Genomic DNA, 21,563 nt, shown 5'->3' with positions numbered 1-21,563 from the left:
GCCGCCGCCCGGTGCCGGGTTATCCTTTCGGGTTTGGCACAGGATCCGTCCATGAGCATCCACGCACCCGAATACGTCCGGAAGATCGCGCCCTACCAGGCCGGCAAGCCGATCGGCGAGCTGGCCCGGGAATACGGCCTCGACGAGGCCTCGATCGTCAAGCTGGCCTCGAACGAGAACCCGCTCGGCATGCCGGAGTCGGCGCGGCGCGCGATGATGGCCGCCATGGACGAGCTCGGGCGCTACCCGGACTCCAACGGCTTCGACCTCAAGGCCGAGATCGCCCGCCGTTACGCGGTGCCCCAGGACTGGATCACGCTGGGCAACGGCTCCAACGACATCCTGGAGATCGCGGCGCACGCGCTGCTGCAGCCGGGGGAGTCGGCCGTCTACGCGCAGTACTCCTTCGTGGTCTACGCGCTGGCCACGCAGGCAGTGGGCGCCCGCGCGATCGTGGTGCCGGCACGCGACTTCGGCCACGACCTCGACGCGATGCGCGCGGCGATCGAGCCCGACACGCGGGTCGTGTTCATCGCCAACCCGAACAACCCCACCGGCACCTTCGCGCCGGCGCAGGCCATCGAGGCCTTCCTGGCCAGCGTGCCCCCGGACGTGGTCGTCGTGCTCGACGAGGCCTACAACGAGTACCTCGACCCCGGGCTGCGCTTCGACTCCACCCAGTGGGTGCGCCGCTTCCCGAACCTGATCCTGTCGCGCACGCTGTCCAAGGCCTACGGCCTGGCCGGGCTGCGGGTGGGCTTTGCGCTGGCCCAGCCCGAGCTGACCGGCCTGATGAACCGGATCCGCCAGCCCTTCAACGTGAACTCGCTGGCGCAGGCGGCCGCGATCGCGGCGCTGGGGGACGCGGATTTCCTCGAGCGCAGCTACGAGATCAACCGCCAGGGCAAGGCGCGGCTGCAGACGGCCTTCGACGCCCTGGGCCTGCAATACGTGCCTTCGTACGGCAACTTCGTGCTGGTGCGGGTGGGCGACGCGGCCGCAGTCTACGAGCGCCTGCTGCGCGCCGGCGTGATCGTGCGTCCGGTGGCGGGCTACGGCCTGCCCGAGTGGCTGCGGGTCTCGATCGGCCTGCCCGAGGAGAACGAGCGGTTCCTGGCCGCGCTGCCCGCGGCGCTCGGGCGCTGACCCGTGTCGGCGACGATCGACAAGGTCGCGGTCCTCGGCGTCGGGCTCATCGGAGCTTCGGTGGCGGCCGCGCTGCGCGCCGGCGGCACCGTGGCCGAGATCGTCGGCTATTCGCCCGGCGACGATGCGCAGGTCGCGCGGGCGCTGGGTTTCGTGGACACCGCCTGCGATTCGCCCGAGCAGGCGGTGGCGGGCGCGACTCTGGTCGTGGTCGCGGCGCCGGTGCCCGAGATGCCCGCGCTGTTCGCGCGGATCAAGGCGTCGCTCGCGCCGCAGGCGCTGGTGACCGACTGCGGCAGCACCAAGCGCAGCGTGATCGACGCCGCGCGGCGCGAGCTCGGCGAAGCTTTCCTGCGCTTCGTTCCTGGGCACCCGATCGCGGGCTCGGAACTGAGCGGGCCGCAGGCGGCCGGCGCGGGCCTATTCCGCGACCGCCGCTGGCTGCTCTGCCCGGTCGAGGCCACGCCCCGGCAGCACTGCGAGTCGGTCCGCGACATGCTCGCGCCCACCGGCGCGCGCTTCGGCACGATGGATCCGTCGCTGCACGACCGGGTCTTCGCCGAGGTCTCGCACTGGCCGCATGCAGTGGCTTTCGCGCTTTCGGCGGCCATCGCCGCAGGCGACCTGGCCGAGGAGGCCATCGAATACTCGGGCGCCGGGCTGCGCGACACCTCGCGGATCGGCGCCTCCTCGCCCGCCCTGTGGGCCGGCATCCTGCTCGACAACCGCGAGGCCTGCCTGGCCTCGGCGGCGCGCTTCCGGGGCCAGGTCGACGAGATCGTCGCCGCGCTCGAGGCCGGCGACCGCGATCGGCTGGCCGAGGTCTTCGCGGCCGCCAGCCGCTGGCGCTCGCGGCTGGGCTGAGCGCCTCCGCGCAGCCGCCGAACACCGAAGGAAACCATTGACCATGCGACAAAGCTTTCGCGCCGCCCCGGGCGGGCGCCTGTCCGGCAGCCTGCGGGTGCCCGGCGACAAGTCGATCTCGCACCGCGCGATCATGCTGGGCGCGATCGCCGACGGTGTCACCCGCGTCTCGGGCTTTCTCGAGGGCGCCGACGCGCTGTCCACGATGAACGCCTTCCGCGCGCTGGGGGTCACGATCGAGGGGCCGGCCGCCGGCCGGGTGGTGGTGCACGGCGTGGGCCTGCACGGCCTTCGGCAGGCGGCCGGGCCGCTCGACTGCGGCAACGCGGGCACCGCGATGCGCCTGATGATGGGGCTGCTCGCCGGCCAGCGCTTCGAGTCCACGCTGATCGGCGACGAGAGCCTGTCGAAGCGTCCGATGCGGCGGGTCGCCGACCCGCTGGCCCTGATGGGCGCCCGGATCGAGACGCGCGACGGCCGGCCGCCGGTGCGCATCCTTCCCTGCGATCGCCTGAAGGGCATCCGCTACGAGATGCCGATGGCCAGCGCCCAGGTCAAGTCGGCGCTGCTGCTCGCGGGCCTGTATGCCGAGGGCGAGACCACGGTGATCGAGCCCGCGCCCACCCGCGACCACACCGAGCGGATGCTCGGCGGCTTCGGGGTCCGGGTCGTGCGCGACGGTGCGGCCGCCTCGCTGGTCGGCGGGCGGCCGCTGCGCGCGACCGCCATCGACGTGCCGGCCGACATCTCGTCGGCGGCCTTCTTCCTGGTCGGCGCGGCGATCTCGCCGGATTCGGATCTGCGGCTCGAGCACGTGGGCATGAACCCGACCCGCACCGGCGTCATCGACATCCTGCGCCTGATGGGCGCCGACATCGCCGTCGAGAACCCGCGCGAGGTCGGCGGCGAGCCGGTGGCCGACCTGCGCGTGCGCGGCGGCGCGCTGCGCGGCATCGCGGTGCCGCGCGAGCTGGTGCCGCTGGCGATCGACGAGTTCCCGGCGCTCTTCGTGGCAGCGGCCTGCGCCGAGGGTCGCACCGTGGTGACCGGCGCCGAGGAGCTGCGGGTCAAGGAGTCCGACCGCATCGCGGTGATGGCCGACGGCCTGCGCGCGCTCGGCGTGAGCGCCGAGCCCACGCCCGACGGGATCGTCATCGAAGGGCGGGGCGGCGACGCGCGGGTCTTCGGCGGCGGCGAGATCGCCACCCATCACGATCACCGGATCGCGATGTCCTTCGCGATCGCGGCGCTGCGCGCCGGCGGCACGATCTCGATCCGCGACACCGACGTGGTGGCCACCTCGTTCCCGGGCTTCGTGGCGCTCGCCCGCGGCGCCGGGCTGGACATCGAGGAGACCCGGGGGTGAGCGATCGCGCCGCCCCGGTGATCGCGATCGACGGTCCGACCGCGTCGGGCAAGGGCACGGTCGCACAGCGGGTGGCTCGCGCGCTGGGCTGGCACTACCTGGATTCCGGCTCGCTGTATCGGCTGGCGGCGCTGGGCGCGCTGCGCGGGATGGCCGGGCCGATGTCGCTCGGCGACTGCGCCGCGCCGTCGCCGGACGCCGACGAAGCCGCGATCGCCGCCTTCGCCGCCCGCCTGCCCGTGCGCTTCGACGGCGACCGGATCCTGCTCGACGGCGCCGACGTGACCGACGCGATCCGCGAGGAGGCGGTCGGCAATGCCGCCTCGCGCATCGCGGTCATGCCCGCGGTGCGCGCGGCCCTGGTCGACCGGCAGCGGGCCTTCAGGCGGCCGCCCGGGCTGGTTGCGGACGGCCGCGACATGGGCACGGTGATCTTCCCCGACGCGGCCTTGAAGGTCTTCCTGACCGCGAGCGCTCGGGCGCGCGCCGAGAGGCGTTATAAACAGTTGATCGAAAAGGGGTTTTCTGCTAACCTCCCGGGTCTTTTGCGGGATCTGGAAGAGCGCGACCGCCGGGATGCCTCCCGGGCCGTCGCTCCGCTGGCGCCCGCCGAAGACGCGCAGGTCGTCGACTCCACGGCGCTCGGCATCGACGAAACCGTCGAGCGGGTGCTCGGGCTCTGGGCTCTGCGCAGGGGCCGCTGAAAGGCGGCATTTTCGCCAACTCCGCTGGGTTGTCGCTTCGGTCCGCTCAGTATCGTGCGGGCCGTCGAAACGGCCGTCCGGCGTGTCAGCAAACACTGGAACCAACGTTTTGAACACTGCAACCGAAAGTTTCGCCCAGCTCTTCGAAGAGTCGCTGTCCAAGCAGGAAATGCGGGCGGGCGAGGTGATCACCGCCGAGGTGATCCGCATCGACCACAACTTCGTCGTCGTCAACGCCGGCCTGAAATCCGAGAGCTTCGTCCCGATCGAGGAGTTCTACGACGACCGCGGCGAACTCGACGTCAAGGAAGGCGACTTCGTCTCCGTGGCGATCGAATCCCTCGAAGACGGCTACGGCGAAACGCGGCTGTCGCGTGACCGCGCCAAGCGGCTCTCGGCCTGGATCAACCTCGAGAAAGCGCTCGAGTCCAGCGAGGTCGTCGAAGGCACGATCACCGGCAAGGTCAAGGGCGGTCTCACCGTCATGACCAACGGCATCCGCGCCTTCCTGCCCGGCTCGCTGATCGACACGCGCCCGGTCAAGGACACCACGCCCTACGAGGGCAAGACCATGGAGTTCAAGGTCATCAAGCTCGACCGCCGCCGCAACAACGTGGTGCTGTCGCGTCGCGCCGTGGTGGAGCTCACGCAGGGCGAAGAGCGGGCCAAGCTTCTGGAGACCCTGCACGAGGGCGCGATCGTCAACGGCGTGGTCAAGAACATCACCGACTACGGTGCGTTCATCGACCTGGGCGGCATCGACGGTCTGCTGCACATCACCGACATGGCGTGGCGCCGCGTGCGTCACCCGTCCGAGGTGCTGCAGGTGGGTCAGGAAGTCACCGCCAAGGTCCTCAAGTTCGACCAGGAGCGCAACCGCGTCTCGCTGGGCGTCAAGCAGCTGGGCGACGACCCCTGGGTCGGCATCGGCCGCCGCTATCCGCAGGGCACCCGCATGTTCGGCAAGGTCACGAACATCACCGACTACGGTGCGTTCGTCGAGATCGAGCCCGGCATCGAGGGCCTGGTGCACGTGTCCGAAATGGACTGGACCAACAAGAACGTCAACCCGGGCAAGATCGTCGCCCTGGGCGACGAGGTCGAGGTCATGGTCCTGGAGATCGACGAGGAGCGTCGCCGCATCTCGCTGGGCATGAAGCAGTGCCGCGCCAACCCGTGGGAAGAGTTCGCCGACAACCATCGCAAGGGCGACAAGGTCTCGGGCACGATCAAGTCGATCACCGACTTCGGCGTGTTCATCGGCCTGCCCGGCGGCATCGACGGCCTGGTGCACCTGTCCGACCTGTCCTGGCACGTTGCCGGCGAAGAGGCGGTGCGCAACTTCAAGAAGGGTGACGAGGTCGAGGCGGTCGTCCTGGCGATCGACACCGAGCGCGAGCGCATCTCGCTGGGCATCAAGCAGCTCGAAGGCGATCCGTTCAACAACTTCGCGGCCACTCACGAGAAGGGCGCCGTGGTTCGCGGCGTCGTCAAGTCGGTGGATCCGAAGGGCGCCGTCGTCGAGCTGGCTGGCGACGTCGAGGGCTACCTGCGTGCCTCCGAGATCTCGCGCGACCGCGTGGAAGACGCGCGCAGCCACCTGAAGGAAGGCGAAGAGGTCGAGGCCATGATCGTCAACATCGACCGGAAGAACCGTTCGATCAACCTGTCGATCAAGGCGAAGGATTCGGTCGAGACCGCCGAGGCCCTGCAGCGCATGCAGGCCGAGAGCGGTGCCGCGACCGGCACCACGAACCTCGGCGCGCTGCTGCGCGCCAAGCTCGACACCTCGAAAGAGTGACGGGTGCGCGCGCCGCCGGGTGTCCGGCGGCGCGCGCGTTTCCCGGCGCTTTCGAGCCGTCAACGATTCTCCGCAATCCCGCGTTTCGCGACTTCGCCCCGACCATGGCCGCCCGGATCGACGAAGACCTGATCGCCGACAACCAGCTTCCGACGATGACCAAGTCGGAGCTGATTGCGCGTCTCGCCGAGCGCTATCCGCAACTCGTGGCGAAAGACGCCGAGTTCGCGGTCAAGACCATCCTCGACGCCATGGCCCGCACGCTGGCCGATGGCAATCGCATCGAGATCCGCGGCTTCGGCAGCTTCGCGCTGTCGCATCGCCCGCCCAGGGTCGGACGCAACCCCAAGTCCGGCGAAAAGGTCCTGGTGCCCGAGAAGCGGGTGCCCCACTTCAAGCCCGGCAAGGAACTGCGCGAGCGTGTCGACGCCGGGCTGCGACGCAGCCAGGACGCCGGAGACTGATCTCTCGGGGTCCCGGTTTTCCGTCTTGCGCCGGTCTCGTTCAGAATAGCGGCTGATCGAAGCGCCGAACGGAGAGACCGATGCGGATCGTTTCCTGGATTTTCAATTTTCTGCTGTTCCTGATCGCACTCGGCTTCGCGCTGTCGAACACCGAACCGGTCGACCTGCGGTTCCTGATCGGGGACCTGAGCTGGCGCGCGCCGCTGGTGATCTTCCTGCTCGTGTTCTTTGCCGCGGGCGTGGTCATCGGCCTGCTGGCCGCGGTGCCGGCCATGTTCCGGCAGCGGCGCGAGATCGCGCGCCTGGGGCGCGAGCTGCGCCACGCCACGGCGCCGCAGTCGAAGACCGACCAGCTGCCCCCCGAGGCGGCCGTCGGCCCCGGCATCGGCCTGGGCGTCTGAGCGTCGAGGGCAGATGATCGAGCTCGAGATCTGGTGGCTGCTCACGCTGCCGCTCTTCTTCGGCCTGGGCTGGTTCGCGGCGCGCTTCGACAGCCGTGAGGCGGGGCGGGGCGGGCGCCGCAGCGGACTGCCCGACGCTTACTTCCGCGGCCTGAACTTCCTGCTCAACGAGCAGCCCGACAAGGCGATCGACGCCTTCATCGACGTGGTGCGGATCGAGCCCGAGACCATCGAGCTGCACTTCGCGCTGGGCAACCTGTTCCGCCGCCGCGGGGAAACCGACCGCGCGATCCGCGTGCACCAGAACCTCGCCGAGCGCCCCGGGCTCGACGCCGCCGAGCGCGAGCACGCGCTCTACGAGCTGGGCCAGGACTTCCTGAAGGCCGGCTTGCTGGACCGGGCCGAGGACGCGTTCAACCGCCTCGAGGGCGGCCGCTATGCTGCCGCGGCCCTGCATCACCGCCTGGAGATCGCCCAGATGGTGCGCGACTGGCCGCAGGCGATCGAGCTGGCGCAGCGCCTGGAGCGCGACCTCGACGAGAACCGCAGCCGCGAGATCGCGCATTTCCGCTGCGAGCTCGCCCAGCGGGCGCTGGCCGATCCGGATGCCGGCTACGAGCAGGCCCGGCGCGAGCTCGAGCAGGCGGTGCGCGCCGACCCGCAGCACCCCAGGGCCTGGGTGCTCGCCGGCGAGGCTGCGCTGGCCGACGGCGACGCCGACGCCGCGATCGACGCCTGGCGGCGGGTCGCGGCGCAGAGCCCGGCGCACCTGTCGCTGGTCGCCGAAGGCTGGCTGCGCGCCCACGAGATCGCCGGGCGACGCGACGAGGGCATCGACACGCTCGAGGCGGTGCAGCGCGAGCATCCCTCCATCGACGGCTTCGCCGCGCTGGCCAACGCGCGCGCGGCACGCGATGGCGCCGACGAGGCGCGCAACTGGGCCGAGCAGGCGCTGCAGGCTGCGCCCTCGCTCCTGGGCCTGGAGAAGCTGCTGGCCATGAGGGCGCCGCAGGTCGAGGGGCGAGAGCGTGCCGAGGTGGAGCTGGCCCAGCGGCTGATCCGGGCGCAGGCACTTCGGCTCTCGCGCTACGTGTGCCGCAATTGCGGCTTCAAGGCACGGCAGTTCTACTGGCACTGCCCGGGCTGCAACCAGTGGGATACCTATGCGCCCAAGCGCAGCGAGGAACTCGAACGTGGCTGAGGGCGCCAGCGGAGCAAGCGCTTCCGCCGGCGGGGAGCGCTTCGCCGCAATCGATCTCTCGGGCGCGCGGGTGCTGGTCGTGGGCGACCTGATGCTCGATCGCTACTGGTTCGGCGACGTCGACCGGATCTCTCCCGAGGCGCCAGTGCCGGTGGTGCGCGTGCGGCGCAGCGAGGAGCGGCTCGGCGGGGCGGCCAACGTGGCGCTGAACGCGGTGGTCCTCGGCGCTCCGGCCACGTTGATCGGGGTGGTGGGCGACGACGAGGCGGGCCGCCGGGTGGCCGATCTGGCGCGCGCCCGGGGGATCGACGCGCGGCTCGCGGTCGACCCGGATCTTCCCACCACGATCAAGCTCAGGGTGATCGGCCGACAGCAGCAGCTGCTTCGCATCGACTTCGAGCAGGCGCCCGGCGAGCAGGCGCTCGCGCGCAAGTTCGAGTCGTTGCGGGAGCTCATCGGCCAGGCCAGCGTGCTGGTGCTGTCCGACTACGGCAAGGGCGGCCTGGCCCAGATCCGCGAAATCATCGGGCTGGCGCGCGCCGCCCGCCGGATGGTCGTCATCGATCCCAAGGGCGAGGACTGGGAGCGCTATGCGGGCGCCACGGTGCTCACACCCAACCGGGCCGAGTTGCGCGCAGTGGTCGGCACCTGGCGCGACGAAGCCGACCTGGTCGCGCGGGCCCAGCGCATTCGTGCGCAGCTGGGCCTGCGCTGGCTGCTGGTGACCCGCTCCGAGGAGGGCATGACGCTCTTCTCCGACCAAGGAGCGCTGACGGTGCCGGCCCAGGCCCGCGAGGTTTACGATGTCTCCGGTGCCGGCGACACGGTGGTCGCGGTACTGGCGGCCATGCTGGCCGCGGGCCGGCCGATCGCCGAGGCGGTGCGCCTGGCCAACCGGGCCGGCGGCATCGTGGTCGGCAAGCTGGGCACCGCGGTGGTGCTCCCCGAGGAGTTGTTCGAATGATCATCGTCACCGGCGCCGCCGGGTTCGTCGGCAGCAACCTGATCCGCGCGCTGAACGCGCGCGGCGAGCGCGACGTCATCGCGGTCGACAACCTTTCGCGCGCCGACAAGTTCCGCAACCTCGTCGACTGCGAGATCGCCGAGTACATCGACAAGCGCGAATTCCTCGACCAGATCGACCGCTACAAGGGCGTGCGGGTCATCTTCCACCAGGGGGCCTGCTCGGACACGATGGAGTCCGACGGGCGCTACATGATGGAGAACAACTACCGCTACTCGCTGGCGCTGCTCAAGCACGCCGGCGCGCACGGCATCCGGCTGATCTACGCATCGTCGGCGGCGGTGTACGGCGGGTCCGACCGTTTCGTCGAGGAACCCTCGGCCGAGCAGCCGCTGAACGTGTACGGCTACTCCAAGCTGCTGTTCGACCAGGTGGTGCGGCGCCGGATCGGCGACCGGGCCGCCACGCAGGTGGTGGGGCTTCGCTACTTCAACGTCTACGGTCCGCGCGAATCGCACAAGGGGCGGATGGCCTCGGTGGCCTTCCACAACTTCAACCAGTTCCTGGCCGAAGGCAAGGTGAAGCTCTTCGCGGGCCACGACGGCTGGCCCGACGGCGGGCAGACCCGCGACTTCGTGCACGTCGACGACGCGGTGGCGGTCAACCTCTTCTTCTACGACCACCCGGAGCGCAGCGGCGTCTTCAACTGCGGCACCGGGCAGGCCCAGCCCTTCAACGACATCGCCAGCACGGTCGTGAACACGGTGCGCAGGCTGCGCGGCGAGGCCCCGCTCGGGCTCGAGGCGCAGGTCGCGCAGGACCTCGTCGAGTACATCCCCTTTCCCGACGCGCTGAAGGGCAAGTACCAGAGCTTCACGCAGGCCGATCCGGCGCGCCTGCGCGCGGCGGGCTGCGACCACCGCTTTGCCACGGTCCAGGAAGGCGTTTCGGCCTACGTCGAATGGCTCTGGCGAAATCGAGGCTGACGGAGTTCAATCGGATGGATCGTCCGAACCCGGAGCCCGGCCATGATCCGTTCGACTGCCCTGCTGATCCTTGCGCTGCTGACCTTGCCGCCCGCCGCCGCGCTGGCGGCGCCCGGCATCGACGCGAACACCGCCACCGAGGTCGAGCTCGACGCGATCTCCGGGATCGGCCCGGCCTTGGCCGCGCGCATCGTCGAGGAGCGGCGCAAGGCGCCGTTCGCCAGCCTCGACGACCTCGAGCAGCGGGTGCGCGGCGTGGGCCCGGCCAGCCTGCGACGCATGCAGGAGGGCGGGCTGGTCGTGGACCGATCGCGCGGTCCCGGCGGCGCCGAGACCTTCGTGGGCAGCGGCGGAGCGGGGCAAGGGCCTGCGCCGGCGCGACGAGCGCCGCCGTCGCGGCCCTGACGCGGGCACCTGCGGGGGCGGGCCGGTGAGCGCGCGTTTCCGGACCCGGCGACAGGAGGCCTCGCGCGCGGCCGAAGGGCCCCCAGGGCCGCAGGCCCGCCCCTCGCGGGCGCTGCTCTATTGGCGCCTGGTGCGCATGCACAAGCCGATCGGCACGCTGCTCTTGCTCTGGCCCACGATGTGGGCGCTGCTCACCGCCGCCGATGGCCATCCCGCGCCCTACCTGGTGTTCGCCTTCACGCTGGGCACCTTGCTGATGCGCTCGGCAGGCTGCGCGATCAACGACTGGGCCGATCGCGACATCGATCTGCACGTCGAGCGCACGCGCGAGCGTCCGCTCACCTCGGGCCTGATCCGGCCCTGGGAGGCGGTGGCGGTGTTCGTGACGCTCTCACTGCTGGCCGGACTGCTCATCCTTCCGATGAACGCGCTGGTCTGGAAGCTGGCCTTCGTCGCCGTCTTCCTCGCGGCCAGCTATCCGTTCACCAAGCGCTTCTTCGCCTTGCCACAGGCCTACCTGGGCATCGCCTTCGGTTTCGGCATTCCGATGGCCTACGCGGCGGTTCAGGAGTCGCTGCCGCTGTCGGCCTGGCTGATGCTGGCGGCCAACATCTCCTGGGCGCTTGCCTATGACACCGAGTACGCGATGGTCGATCGCGAGGACGACCTCAAGCTCGGCATCCGCACCGCAGCGATCACCTTCGGGCGCCAAGACGTGGCAGCGGTCATGGCCTGCTACGCGATCACGCTGGGGCTGCTGGCCGCGGTCGGCGTCGTCGAGCAGTTCCGCAGCTGGTACTGGCTGGGCATCGCCATCGCCGTGGTGATCGCGCTCTACCACTACGCGCTGATCCGCGACCGCTCCCGCGAGGGCTGCTTTCGCGCCTTCAACCACAACAACTGGTTCGGCGCGGCGATCTTCGCGGGCGTCGCGGCCGAGTTCTGGCTGCCCTGAGCCGTGTCCGGGCCGATCAGGCCCGCCCGAACTCGTCGCCCAGCTCCACGCTGCGGCGCTCGGCTGCCCGGGTCGCCCGGGTGACCAGCTCGCGCAGGCCGGCGGCCTCGAACTCGGCGAGCGCCGCCGCGGTGGTCCCGCCCTTGGAGGTCACCCGCTCGCGCAGCGTGGCCGGTGGTTCGCTCGACTGGGCGGCGAGCTGGGCCGCGCCGGCCACCGTGCCCTGGGCCAGCGCGCGGGCCTGCTCGGGATTCAGGCCGAGCTTCACTGCCGCAGCCTCGAGGGCTTCGATGAACAGGAACACGTAGGCCGGACCGCTGCCGCTGATCGCGGTGACCGCGTCGAGCTTCGATTCGTCGTCGACCCACACGGTCGTGCCGACCGCGCCGAGGATCCGCTCGGCCAGCGCGCGGTCGCCGCTCGCCAGGTCGGCCGGCGCGGCAAGGCCGGTGACGCCCTGGCCGATCAGCGCGGGCGTGTTGGGCATGGCCCGCACGATGCGCCGATGGCCGCCCAGCCAGCGCGCCAGGTCGACGGCGCGAATGCCGGCCGCCACGCTGATGACCAGCTGGCCGGCGATGGCGGGCGCCAGCGCGCCGACCGCCTCGCGCATCTGCTGCGGCTTCACCGCCAGCAGGATCAGCCCGCTGGCGCCGATCGTGGCGGCGTCGGCGGCCGGCACCGCGGCCACGCCGAAGCGCGCGGACAGCGACTCGCGCTGCGCCTCGGACGGGTCGGCCACGAGGATGTCCGCGGCCGAGGTGCCGCGGGCGATCAGGCCGCCGATCAGCGCCGCGGCCATGTTGCCGCCTCCGATGAACAGCATCTTCATTCTGGGTCCTCGCATTTCTCAGGGAAATCGGTTGATTCGAAAGGGTCTCGGCTGCATGACCGGGTCAGTCGCGGCTGCGCCGCAGGAATTGCGCGGGCCGAAGTCCGAAGGCCGCCAGCACCGCCAGGTAAAGCAGTCCGGCGGCCGCCACGGTGCCGAGCACCAGGGCCACCCGCGTGAGCGGCTGCGCCTGCATGCCCACCCAGTCCACGCCCGGCACGAAGGACCCCAGCGCCAGCGCCATCGCCGCGCTGCCGGCGCCGGTGGCCAGCAGGAAGCGGGGCCAGCCGGGCAATGGGCGCCAGGCGCCGCGCCGCCAGAGCCCGGACAGCAGCAGCCCGGCATTGGCGAGCGCGCCGATCGAGATCGACAGGGCCAGGCCGGCATGGCGCAGCCAGGGCACGGTGACCAGGTTCAGCAGCTGCGTCACCACCAGCACGAAGAGCGCGATCTTCACCGGCGTGCGCAGGTCCTGCCTGGCGTAGAAGCCCGGAGCGAGGACCTTGATCGCGATGAGCCCGATCAGCCCGACAGAGTAGGCGGCCACCGCCATCCGCGTCATCGCGACGTCGTTGGCGTCGAAGCGGCCGTAGTGGAAGAGCAGCGCGGTCAGCGGCTCGGCCATCAGCGCGAGTCCCACCGTACAGGGCGCCGCCAGCACCACGCACAGGCGCAGGCCCCAGTCGAGCAGCGAGCGATACTCGGCCGCGTCGCCCAGGCTCCCGGCACGCGAGAGGCTGGGCAGAAGGACCGTGCCCAGTGCCACGCCGAGCAGCGCGGTGGGAAACTCCATCAGCCGATCGCCGTAGGAGATCCACGACACGCTGCCAGCCCCCAGCCGCGAGGCGATGTGGGTGTTGATGATCAGGCTGATCTGCGCCACCGAGACGGCCAGCAGGGCCGGCCCCATCTGCTTGAGCACCCGCCGGGTGCCGGCGTCGGCGAAGGCGGCCATCGGGTTCACGATGCGCGGCAGCATGCCGATCCGGGCGAGCGCAGGCAGCTGGATCGCGAGCTGCGCGATGCCGCCGATGAACACGCCCGCGGCCAGCGCGTGGATCGGCGGATCGAAATGCGAGGACAGCCCGAGCGCCGCGCCGATGAAGCACAGGTTGAGGAGCACCGGCGTGAAAGCGGGGATCGCGAAGCGCTTCCAGGTGTTCAGGATGCCGGCAGCCAGGGCGACCATCGACACGAACAGGATGTACGGGAACATCCAGCGTGTCATCGTGACCGCGGTGGCGAAGACCTCGGGCTGCGCGCGCAGGCCGGAGGCCATCGCGGTGACCAGCCAGGGCGCGGCCGCGACACCGGCAGCCGAGACGAGCACCAGCGTCCAGAACAGGGCCGAGGCCACGCGGTCGACGAAACGGCGCATGTCCCGGGCGGCCGCCTCGGCACCGGTGGCGCAGGTGGTGTCGGCGCGCGCCTTGGCCTCGCCGAGGATCGGCACGAAGGCCTGGGAGAATGCCCCCTCGGCGAACATCCGCCGCAGCAGGTTGGGCAGGCGGAAGGCCACGAAGAACGCGTCGGTGAAGGCCGAAGCACCGAAGATCGCCGCGGTCAGGTTCTCGCGGATCAGGCCGGTGATCCGGGAAAGGAGGGTCAGGCCGCTGACGGTGGCTGCCGCGCGGAGCAGGTTCATCGGGCGGGCACGCGCCGGCTTGTCATCGGGTCGCGAAATCGGTTATTATTCAAGGCTTTCCAGATATTTTCCGGTTCGAGGCGTCCGACAATGGTTGCGGGCGGCGCAACCGGATCGAACGGACACGGAATTCTCGCATGGCAAACATCGCATCGGCCCGCAAGCGCGCTCGTCAGGACGCCCTGCGCAACGCGCACAACTCCAGCCTGCGCTCGCGCCTGCGCACGGCGATCAAGTCGGTTCGCAAGGCGATCGCCACCGGCGACAAGCCGGCCGCCGCCAAGTCGCTGCAGGCGGCGCAAGGCGTCATCGACCGCATCGCCGACAAGAAGATCGTGCACAAGAACGCCGCGGCTCGGTACAAGAGTCGGCTGGCGGCGGCCATCAAGTCGATGGCCTGAAGACGTCTGGGTAGATCTACTGCGCGGGTCCGTCTCGCGCCCACGCTCGGTCTCCCCCCTGCGATGCTCGCCGTACGCCCGTACGGCTGCGCTTCTCGGCGTGACCTCGAGCCGCTCGCCACGATTTCTTCAGACGTCTCGAGTCGCCTCCGGCCGGTCGCTTCGCGCCGGCTCGATATCGGCTGACCGGCCTCTTTTTGTGGCCGGCTTTCCACTGGCCGGCCACTATCCGTGGCTTGGTTTGTACTAACCGGCCACTTTCCGTGGCTTGGTTTGTACTAACCGGCCACTATCCGTGGCCGGTGGCCGAACAGGGCTGACCCGATCCGCACGATCGTGGCGCCTTCGGCGACGGCGGACTCGAGGTCCGCCGACATTCCCATCGACAGCGTGTCCAGGGTGACGATGGCCTTGGCGTGATCGCCGGCCAGTTCGTCGCGCAGGCCTTGCAGCACGGCGCGTGCGGCGGCGAAGCGCATGCGTTGCAGCGCCAGATCCTCGGTCGGTTCCGGTATCGCCATCACGCCGCGCAGCTTCAGCCGGGGCTGGGCGGCGATCGCCCTGGCCACCGCGGGCGCGTCCTCGGGGGCGCAGCCGCTCTTGCTGGCCTCACCCGACACGTTGACCTGCACGCAACAATCCAGCGGCGGCAGGCTCTCGGGACGCTGCTCGCCGAGACGCGTGGCGATCTTCTCCCGGTCGATCGAGTGCACCCAGTCGAAGCGCTCGGCGATGGTGCGGGTCTTGTTCGACTGGATTGGCCCGATGAAATGCCATTCGAGACCTGCTTCCGGCCGCCGGTCGCGGCAGGCATCCATCTTGGCCACGGCTTCCTGAACATAGTTCTCGCCGAAGGCGCGCTGGCCCAGTTCCGCCAGCGCCAGCACGAGATCGGCGTCGAAGGTCTTGCTTACCGCCAGCAGCTTCACCGAATCCGGATCGCGCCCCGCGCAGCGAGCGGCCGCATCGATCCGCGCGCGCAGCTGGGCCAGGCGGCCGGCCAGTCCCTGCGCACCAGGCGGAACGACGCGCTCCCGCGCTTCGGATGGAACGACACGCTCCCCCGCGTCGTGCTCGCGCAACGCGGCTCGGGCAGGGTCGGGGGAAGGGCTGCCGTTCATCGTCTGGTTCTCCGTTCGTTCCGCCGGCGCTCGCCTCGCCGGGAGTCGCCCGGCCAAGATAGCAGGAACACCGCAGCATTCCGAGGGATCGAGATGGACATTGCCGAGCTGCTTGCGTTCGCCGTGAAGAACAACGCGTCGGACCTGCACCTGTCGTCGGGCCTTCCGCCGATGATCCGGGTGCATGGCGACGTGCGCCGGATCAACCTGCCTCCGATGGAACACAAGGAGGTGCACGGCATGATCTACGACATCATGAACGACTCGCAGCGCAAGGAGTACGAGGAAAACCTCGAGTGCGACTTCTCCTTCGCGATCCCGGGCCTGGCACGGTTCCGGGTCAACGCCTTCGTGCAGCAGCGGGGCGCGGGCGCGGTGATGCGGACCATCCCGTCGAAGATCCTGTCGCTGGAGGACCTGAACGCGCCCAAGGTGTTCCAGGAGCTTTCGATGACGCCTCGCGGCCTGGTGCTGGTGACCGGGCCCACCGGTTCGGGCAAGTCCACGACGCTGGCGGCGATGATCAACCACGTCAACGAGAACGTCTACGGCCACATCCTGACCGTGGAGGACCCGATCGAGTTCGTCCACGAGTCCAAGCGCTGCCTGATCAACCAGCGCGAAGTCGGCCCGATGACGCTGTCGTTCAACAACGCGCTGCGCTCGGCGCTGCGCGAGGACCCGGACGTGATCCTGGTGGGCGAGCTGCGCGACCTCGAGACGATCCGGCTGGCCCTCACCGCGGCCGAGACCGGTCACCTGGTGTTCGGCACGCTGCACACCTCGTCGGCCGCCAAGACCATCGACCGGATCATCGACGTGTTCCCGGCCGCCGAGAAGGACATGGTCCGAGCGATGCTGTCCGAGTCGCTGCGCGCGGTGATCTCGCAGACGCTGATGAAGACCAAGGACGGCAAGGGCAGGGTGGCGGCGCACGAGATCATGATCGGCACGCCGGCGATCCGGAACCTGATCCGCGAGGCCAAGGTCGCCCAGATGAACTCGGCGATCCAGACCGGCGGCGCCCTGGGCATGCAGACGCTCGACCAGTGCCTGACCGATCTGGTCCGCAAGAACAAGGTCTCGATGGCCGACGCCCGAGCCGTCGCCACCGTGAAAGAGAATTTCCCTGGATGACGCAGTCATCCTGGGAAACTCCGGCGCGGACTGACGTTGGCGCAGCCGACGTCGAGCCGGCGGCCGGAGCGAGAATCTAGGAGCACATATGGAACGCGAACAGGCCTCGAAATTCCTTCACGACCTGCTGCGCCTGATGATGACCAAGGGCGGATCGGACCTCTTCCTGACCGCCGAGTTTCCGCCGGCCTTCAAGATCGACGGGAAGCTCCAGCCGGTCTCGAACGTCGCGCTGAGCTCGCAGCACACGATCGAGCTGGCCCGCGCGCTGATGAACGACAAGCAGGCGGCGGAGTTCGAGGCGCACAAGGAGGTGAACTTCGCGATCAGCCCCTCGGGCATCGGCCGTTTCCGGGTGAACGCCTTCATGCAGCTGGGCCGCGTAGGCATCGTGCTGCGCACGATCAACACCGAGATCCCGAGCTTCGAGCAGCTTCAGCTCCCGGCGGTGCTCAAGGAACTGGCGCTGACCAAGCGCGGGTTGATGATCGTGGTGGGGGCGACCGGCTCGGGCAAGTCGAACACCTTGGCGGCGGTGGTGGGTCACCGGAACGAAAGCACCCACGGGCACATCGTGACGATCGAGGACCCGGTGGAGTTCGTTCACCCGCACCGGAACTGCATCGTCACGCACCGCGAGGTGGGCGTGGACACCGAGAGCTGGGAGGTGGCGCTGAAGAACACGCTGCGCCAGGCGCCCGACGTGATCATGATCGGCGAGATCCGCGACCGCGAGACGATGGAGCACGCGGTGGCCTTTGCCGAGACCGGTCACCTGTGCCTGGCCACCCTGCACTCGAACAGCGCCAACCAGGCACTGGACCGGATCATCAACTTCTTCCCCGAGGAGCGGCGCCTTCAGCTCTTGATGGATCTGTCACTCAACCTGCGCGCGATCGTCTCGCAGCGCCTGATTCCGATGGCCTCGGGCAAGGGCAGGGTGCCCGCGGTGGAGATCCTGCTGAACTCGCCGCTGATCGCCGACCTGATCTTCAAGGGCGAAGTCGGGCAGATCAAGGAGATCATGAAGAAGAGCCGCGAACTCGGGATGCAGACCTTCGACCAGGCACTGTTCGACCTGTTCGAGTCCGGACGGATCACCTACGAGGATGCGCTGCGCAATGCCGATTCGGTCAACGACCTGCGGCTGAACATCAAGCTGAACAGCAAGCGCACCGAGCGCGACCTGAACGCGGGCATCGAGCACCTCGGGATCGTCTGATCCGCGGGGCGCCGACGGCGGCCATCGCCGCCGCTCGATGCCGCCGGGGGCCTCGCCGTCGCTTACTTGTGGCGGAAGCGGATGCGACCCTTGGTCAGGTCGTAGGGCGAGAGTTCGAGCGTGACGCGGTCGCCTGCCAGCACCCGGATGCGGTGCTTCTTCATCTTGCCGGCCGCGTAGGCGGACAGCGCGTGGCCGTTGTCGAGCCGGACACGGTAGCGGGTGTCGGGCAGCACCTCTTCGACGACGCCTTGCATTTCGATCAGTTCTTCTTTCGCCATGTGATTTCTCCGGACGAGTGGGACAGGCGCCAGCGAGCGACGCTTGTCGTCTGGTTTGAGGGCCGGGACGAGCCGGACAGGCGTGCCGCGCGGCATTGTCGGCCGGGCTGGCTGACAGGGGCTGGTTCGGGGCGGAACCGGCGCGGCGGCGGGATGAAGTCCGATTCGTGGCGGGAACCCGGGCGCGCGACCCGGGAGCACGACGGATCCGGACGCAGCCTGGTTGCCGCCCGAACCGACAGATGCACGGCGTGTGCACGACTGCCGAATCGACGTTAGATCCGAGAAAATCGGCTTCGAATAAAAACAATTATAGCCCGATTCGAAGCAGATGTCAGCCTCTTCGACGTGCCGGCCGTCTGCCGATTTGCGTCGTCCCGGTCGATCGCCTATAAGGGGGCCTTTCCAACCGGAGAAACCCGAATGACCGCGAATCCGACGGTGGCGCGTCCGTGCCCCGCGGCCCGGGCGTCCGGCGGCACGCGGATGCTGGCTGCCTTGCTGCTCGCCGGCGCCTCGGGCCTCGCCCTGGCCGATACGGTGGTGCTGCGCAACGGCGATCGCCTGTCCGGCACGATCAAGCATCTGTCGCCCGACAAGCTGACGCTCGCCACCCAGTGGGGCGGCGAGGTCTCGATCGACCGGGCCGAAGTGGCGAGCTTCGCTACCGACCGCCCCGTCCGCTGGTCGCGCCAGTGGGGCGGCGAGCCGAATCGCGCCACCTTCGGGCTTGCCGAGGCGCCCGGTGTCGTGACCATCGACGAAGGCGACGGTCCGAAGCAGGTGCCGATGTCGCGGGTGGCGCTTCTGCGGCCCAAGCCGCACGAGACTGAGGACGGCGTCGCCTACAAGGGGCGGGTCATGCTGTCGACCGGCTGGTCCGAGGGCAACAGCGACAGCGAGCGGATCTGGGCCGAGGCCGATTTCGCGGCTCGCGCGCGGGACTGGCGCTACGACCTGGGGCTGAAGCTGCGGCGCGAGAGCGACGGCGGGCAGACCACCGCCGATCACTGGCTGGCGAGCGGCAAGCGCGACCGCTTCGTCGAGGAGACTCGTTTCTGGTACCTGCGCGGCTCGCTCGAACGCGATCGCTTCAAGGACCTGTCCTTGCGCAGTGCGGTCGGCGCAGGTTACGGCTGGCAGTTGCTCGACAGCGAGCGCACGCAGCTCTCGCTGCGCGCCGGCGCCGACGCGGTCAGCGAGGACCGGATCGCCGCGCCCGACGAGGCCTATCCCGCGGCTGGCTGGGGCGTGGACTTCAAGCACCGGCTCGACTTCGCAAGCGCCGAGCTCTTCCACGACCAGCAAGGCTACTGGAATCTGGAAGACACCGGAAAGATGACGATGCGAAGCCGCAGCGGCATCCGCCTGCCGGTGCGCGAGGGCCTGACCGCTTCGCTGCAGCTCAACGTCGACTGGGAGCGCGAACCGTCGCCCGGCCGGCGCTCGACCGACTCGACCTGGCTGCTCGGGCTGGGCTACCAGTGGTGAGCGGGGGCGTCGTGACGGATCCCAGCCCCTCGGCACTGCGCTTCTTCGCGCTGGGCGCGCTGTTCGCGATGATCGCGGTGGCGGCCGGCGCCTTCGGCGCGCACGGCCTGCGCGCGCGGGTCGATCCGGCGATGCTCGCGGTGTTCGAGACCGGCGCGCGCTACCAGATGTACCACGCGCTGGGCCTGCTGGCGGTGGCGTGGGCGATCGCCGTCGCGCCCGGGCGGCTCGCGAGCGCGGCGGGCTGGCTCTTCGTGGCGGGGATCCTGGTGTTCTCGGGCAGCCTCTACGCGCTGGTCCTGACCGGCGTCCGCGCGCTGGGCGCGATCACGCCGCTGGGCGGCGTGGCCTTCATTGCGGGCTGGGCTTGCCTGGCGGCCTGGGCCTTTCGGGCCGCTCGCCTGGCGCGAACACGTCGAACCTGAAGAAGCGGCATTCGAGCGCGCCGTTGAAGAGCGGCGTGCGGCGGTTCTCCTTCATCCCGATCTGCCGAGGCAGCGCAGGGTCGGCGCTCAGCATCCAGATCCGCCAGCCGGCCCAGTCGCTGCGCAGCGACGCGCCCACGGCGCGCATCGCCGCGTCGTGGGCGCCCGGCGCAGGCCCGGCCTCGAGCCGCTCGCCATAGGGCGGGTTGCTCACGACCAGCCCGGGCTGCGCGAAGGGCGGGCGCAGGCTCGCGACGTCGGCGACCTGCCAGCGGATCGTCCCTTCGGGCAGGCCGGCGCGCTCCTGGTTTCGGCGGGCGCGGGCGATGGCCTCGGGGTCGATGTCCGAGGCGGCGATCCGCAGGGCCGTGGCGCGCGCGATGCCGGCCTGGGCCTGCCGCACCGCCTCGCCGCGCAGTTGCGCCCACAGCACGGCGTCGTGGTCGAGCAGGCGCTCGAAGCCGAAGTCGCGCGAGAGGCCGGGTGCGATGTCGCAGGCGACGCAGGCGGCCTCGATCGCGATGGTGCCCGAGCCGCAGAACGGATCGGCCAGAGCCTGTTCCGGAGTCCATCCGGCGAGCACCAGCAGGCCGGCGGCGAGATTCTCCTTGAGCGGTGCGTCGCCGCCGTCGTCGCGCCCCGAGCGCCAGCCGCGCTTGAACAGCGGCTCGCCCGACAGGTCGAGGTAGAGGGTGGCTTCCTGCGGCTCCAGGAAGAGCCAGACCCGCGCGTCGGGCGCCCGGGTGTCGATCGACGGCCGATCGCCGGTGCGTTCGCGCAACCGGTCGACGATCGCGTCCTTGATGCGCAGGGTCGCGAAATTGAGGCTGCGCAGCGGCGAGCGGGTCGCGCTGGTGTCGACCCGCAGCGTGTGCCGGCCGTCGAAATGGCGCTCCCATTCGATGCCGGCGGCGAGCTTGTACAGGTCCTCCGGGCCGCGGTAGCGGCGCCGGCCGACCTCGCGCAGCACCCGGCTCGCCAGGCGCGAGCGCAGGTTGGCGAGATACGCGACGCGACGATCGCCGTTGAAGACCACGCCACCGGCCACCGGCCGGCTGGTGGTCGCGCCGAGCCCGGTGAGCTCGGCGGCGAGCGCCGGCTCCAGGCCTCGCGGACAGGGGGAGAACAGGTTCCAGGTCACGGGGCCGCGGGTCAGGCGGTGGCCAGCGCGCGGTCGAGGAAATCGAGCCGGTCCTGGCCCCAGAAGGGCTCGCCGCGATACTCGTACCAGGGCGCGCCGAAGACCTTGGCCTCGATCGCGTCCTGCGTGTTGCGCTCGTAGATCGCGGCGGCGGCATCGCGGGCGGCGTCGAGTGCGCCGGCGTCGAGCCCGCATTCGGCGGCGATCGCGCGCAGCGTGCCGGCGTCGGCGATGTCGCGCTCCTCCACCCAGACCGCGCGCAGCAGCGCGCCGGCAAGGTTCAGGCCGGCGTCGTTCCCGGCGACTTCGCGAGCGGAAACGATGAGCCTGGAAGCGTCATCGCCGGGTACCGGGAAGAACTTCGGATGCAGGTTCAGCGGCACGCCGAGGAACTTCGACCAGCGTGCGAGCTCGACCAGTCTGTACGCCTGGCGCTGCGGCGCGCGCTTGGCCAGTGGCAGGCCGCCCGACACCGGAAACACGCGGTTGAGGTCGGCGGGCCGCAGGTCGATCTCGGCGCCGTGGCGTTTCGCGATCGCGATCAGGCGATCGTGGCCCAGCCAGGTCCAGGGGGACTGCGGCGCCATGTAGTAGCGGATCGTCTTCATCT

The 21,563-nt window shown here is 70.2% G+C and carries 23 protein-coding genes; 17 read left to right on the top strand and 6 right to left on the bottom strand.

Annotation, left to right across the window (positions count from 1 at the left end):
• Positions 1-51: 51 nt before the first annotated feature.
• The 12 genes from hisC to ubiA all read left to right on the top strand — a co-directional run bounded on the left by hisC (position 52) and on the right by ubiA (position 11,257).
• Positions 52-1,146, top strand: a complete 1,095-nt coding sequence (gene hisC / locus FHP08_RS00850; RefSeq protein WP_147702414.1) for a histidinol-phosphate transaminase — start codon at positions 52-54, stop codon at positions 1,144-1,146.
• A 3-nt stretch (positions 1,147-1,149) separates the two neighbouring features.
• Positions 1,150-2,010 carry a prephenate dehydrogenase gene (locus FHP08_RS18370; RefSeq protein ID WP_187272112.1) on the top strand — a complete coding sequence of 287 codons (861 nt, stop codon included), beginning with the start codon at positions 1,150-1,152 and terminating at the stop codon, positions 2,008-2,010.
• A gap of 43 nt (positions 2,011-2,053) precedes the next feature.
• Complete coding sequence (aroA, locus tag FHP08_RS18365) at positions 2,054-3,376, top strand: 3-phosphoshikimate 1-carboxyvinyltransferase (protein ID WP_187272111.1); 1,323 nt, start codon at positions 2,054-2,056, stop codon at positions 3,374-3,376.
• The gene (gene cmk, locus FHP08_RS00840) at positions 3,373-4,080 is read left to right on the top strand and encodes a (d)CMP kinase (RefSeq protein WP_147702413.1); all 708 of its coding nucleotides are present in this window, start codon (positions 3,373-3,375) and stop codon (positions 4,078-4,080) included. Before aroA ends, cmk begins: the two co-directional genes overlap by 4 nt.
• 109 nt (positions 4,081-4,189) lie before the next feature.
• Positions 4,190-5,881 carry a 30S ribosomal protein S1 gene (gene rpsA, locus FHP08_RS00835; RefSeq protein WP_147702412.1) on the top strand — a complete coding sequence of 564 codons (1,692 nt, stop codon included), beginning with the start codon at positions 4,190-4,192 and terminating at the stop codon, positions 5,879-5,881.
• A 155-nt stretch (positions 5,882-6,036) separates the two neighbouring features.
• Complete coding sequence (locus FHP08_RS00830; protein WP_147703087.1) at positions 6,037-6,345, top strand: integration host factor subunit beta; 309 nt, start codon at positions 6,037-6,039, stop codon at positions 6,343-6,345.
• A gap of 80 nt (positions 6,346-6,425) precedes the next feature.
• Entirely contained in the window at positions 6,426-6,746 is a 321-nt protein-coding gene (locus FHP08_RS00825) for a LapA family protein (protein ID WP_147702411.1), read from the top strand.
• A gap of 16 nt (positions 6,747-6,762) precedes the next feature.
• The gene (gene lapB, locus FHP08_RS00820) at positions 6,763-7,947 is read left to right on the top strand and encodes a lipopolysaccharide assembly protein LapB (RefSeq protein ID WP_147703086.1); all 1,185 of its coding nucleotides are present in this window, start codon (positions 6,763-6,765) and stop codon (positions 7,945-7,947) included.
• Positions 7,910-8,911: a D-glycero-beta-D-manno-heptose-7-phosphate kinase gene (gene rfaE1 / locus FHP08_RS00815; protein ID WP_147702410.1), complete on the top strand. Its 1,002-nt coding sequence runs from the start codon at positions 7,910-7,912 to the stop codon at positions 8,909-8,911. The genes lapB and rfaE1 overlap by 38 nt, the downstream gene beginning before the upstream one ends.
• Complete coding sequence (rfaD, locus tag FHP08_RS00810) at positions 8,908-9,897, top strand: ADP-glyceromanno-heptose 6-epimerase (RefSeq protein ID WP_147702409.1); 990 nt, start codon at positions 8,908-8,910, stop codon at positions 9,895-9,897. Before rfaE1 ends, rfaD begins: the two co-directional genes overlap by 4 nt.
• A gap of 42 nt (positions 9,898-9,939) precedes the next feature.
• Positions 9,940-10,302: a ComEA family DNA-binding protein gene (locus FHP08_RS00805; protein ID WP_147702408.1), complete on the top strand. Its 363-nt coding sequence runs from the start codon at positions 9,940-9,942 to the stop codon at positions 10,300-10,302.
• 112 nt (positions 10,303-10,414) lie between these two features.
• Positions 10,415-11,257, top strand: coding sequence for a 4-hydroxybenzoate octaprenyltransferase (ubiA, locus tag FHP08_RS00800; RefSeq protein ID WP_267285480.1), 843 nt, complete (start codon positions 10,415-10,417; stop codon positions 11,255-11,257).
• Between the two features lie 16 nt (positions 11,258-11,273).
• On the opposite strand, the gene proC is transcribed toward ubiA, so the two are convergent.
• Together proC and murJ are read right to left on the bottom strand one after the other, a co-directional pair.
• Entirely contained in the window at positions 11,274-12,089 is an 816-nt protein-coding gene (gene proC, locus FHP08_RS00795; protein ID WP_147702407.1) for a pyrroline-5-carboxylate reductase, read from the bottom strand.
• A gap of 64 nt (positions 12,090-12,153) precedes the next feature.
• Positions 12,154-13,734, bottom strand: a complete 1,581-nt coding sequence (murJ, locus tag FHP08_RS00790) for a murein biosynthesis integral membrane protein MurJ (RefSeq protein ID WP_147702406.1) — start codon at positions 13,732-13,734, stop codon at positions 12,154-12,156.
• Positions 13,735-13,871: 137 nt separating this feature from the next.
• Between murJ and rpsT the strand changes: the two genes are divergently transcribed.
• Complete coding sequence (gene rpsT, locus FHP08_RS00785; RefSeq protein ID WP_147702405.1) at positions 13,872-14,135, top strand: 30S ribosomal protein S20; 264 nt, start codon at positions 13,872-13,874, stop codon at positions 14,133-14,135.
• Between the two features lie 278 nt (positions 14,136-14,413).
• Here the strand turns inward: rpsT and FHP08_RS00780 are convergent, their stop codons facing one another.
• A complete protein-coding gene (locus tag FHP08_RS00780) occupies positions 14,414-15,139 on the bottom strand; it encodes a YggS family pyridoxal phosphate-dependent enzyme (RefSeq protein WP_225879019.1) in 726 nt (241 codons plus the stop codon).
• A 210-nt stretch (positions 15,140-15,349) separates the two neighbouring features.
• Between FHP08_RS00780 and FHP08_RS00775 the strand changes: the two genes are divergently transcribed.
• A complete protein-coding gene (locus tag FHP08_RS00775; RefSeq protein ID WP_147702404.1) occupies positions 15,350-16,393 on the top strand; it encodes a type IV pilus twitching motility protein PilT in 1,044 nt (347 codons plus the stop codon).
• Positions 16,394-16,481: 88 nt separating this feature from the next.
• On the top strand, positions 16,482-17,615 hold the full coding sequence (locus FHP08_RS00770; protein WP_147702403.1) for a PilT/PilU family type 4a pilus ATPase: 1,134 nt from the start codon (positions 16,482-16,484) through the stop codon (positions 17,613-17,615).
• Between the two features lie 62 nt (positions 17,616-17,677).
• Here FHP08_RS00770 and infA read toward each other — a convergent pair whose 3' ends face one another.
• Entirely contained in the window at positions 17,678-17,896 is a 219-nt protein-coding gene (infA, locus tag FHP08_RS00765; protein ID WP_147702402.1) for a translation initiation factor IF-1, read from the bottom strand.
• Positions 17,897-18,319: 423 nt separating this feature from the next.
• Here infA and FHP08_RS00760 point away from each other — a divergent pair, with 423 nt between their 5' ends.
• Both FHP08_RS00760 and FHP08_RS00755 read left to right on the top strand, forming a co-directional pair.
• Positions 18,320-19,387: a DUF481 domain-containing protein gene (locus FHP08_RS00760; RefSeq protein ID WP_147702401.1), complete on the top strand. Its 1,068-nt coding sequence runs from the start codon at positions 18,320-18,322 to the stop codon at positions 19,385-19,387.
• A 68-nt stretch (positions 19,388-19,455) separates the two neighbouring features.
• Positions 19,456-19,812 carry a DUF423 domain-containing protein gene (locus tag FHP08_RS00755; RefSeq protein ID WP_147703083.1) on the top strand — a complete coding sequence of 119 codons (357 nt, stop codon included), beginning with the start codon at positions 19,456-19,458 and terminating at the stop codon, positions 19,810-19,812.
• Here FHP08_RS00755 and FHP08_RS00750 read toward each other — a convergent pair.
• Positions 19,739-20,953, bottom strand: a complete 1,215-nt coding sequence (locus FHP08_RS00750) for a THUMP domain-containing class I SAM-dependent RNA methyltransferase (RefSeq protein ID WP_147702400.1) — start codon at positions 20,951-20,953, stop codon at positions 19,739-19,741. The two genes, FHP08_RS00755 and FHP08_RS00750, sit on opposite strands and share 74 nt — an antisense overlap.
• Before the next feature lie 11 nt (positions 20,954-20,964).
• A complete protein-coding gene (locus tag FHP08_RS00745) occupies positions 20,965-21,561 on the bottom strand; it encodes a 2-hydroxychromene-2-carboxylate isomerase (protein ID WP_147702399.1) in 597 nt (198 codons plus the stop codon).
• Between the last annotated feature and the right edge of the window lie 2 nt (positions 21,562-21,563).

Origin of the sequence: Zeimonas arvi (genome assembly GCF_008039575.1) — a bacterium.
Lineage (GTDB): Bacteria > Pseudomonadota > Gammaproteobacteria > Burkholderiales > Burkholderiaceae_E > Zeimonas > Zeimonas arvi.
The sequence above is the reverse complement of the archived record's forward strand: the minus strand, read 5'-3'. Positions and strand labels throughout refer to the sequence as shown.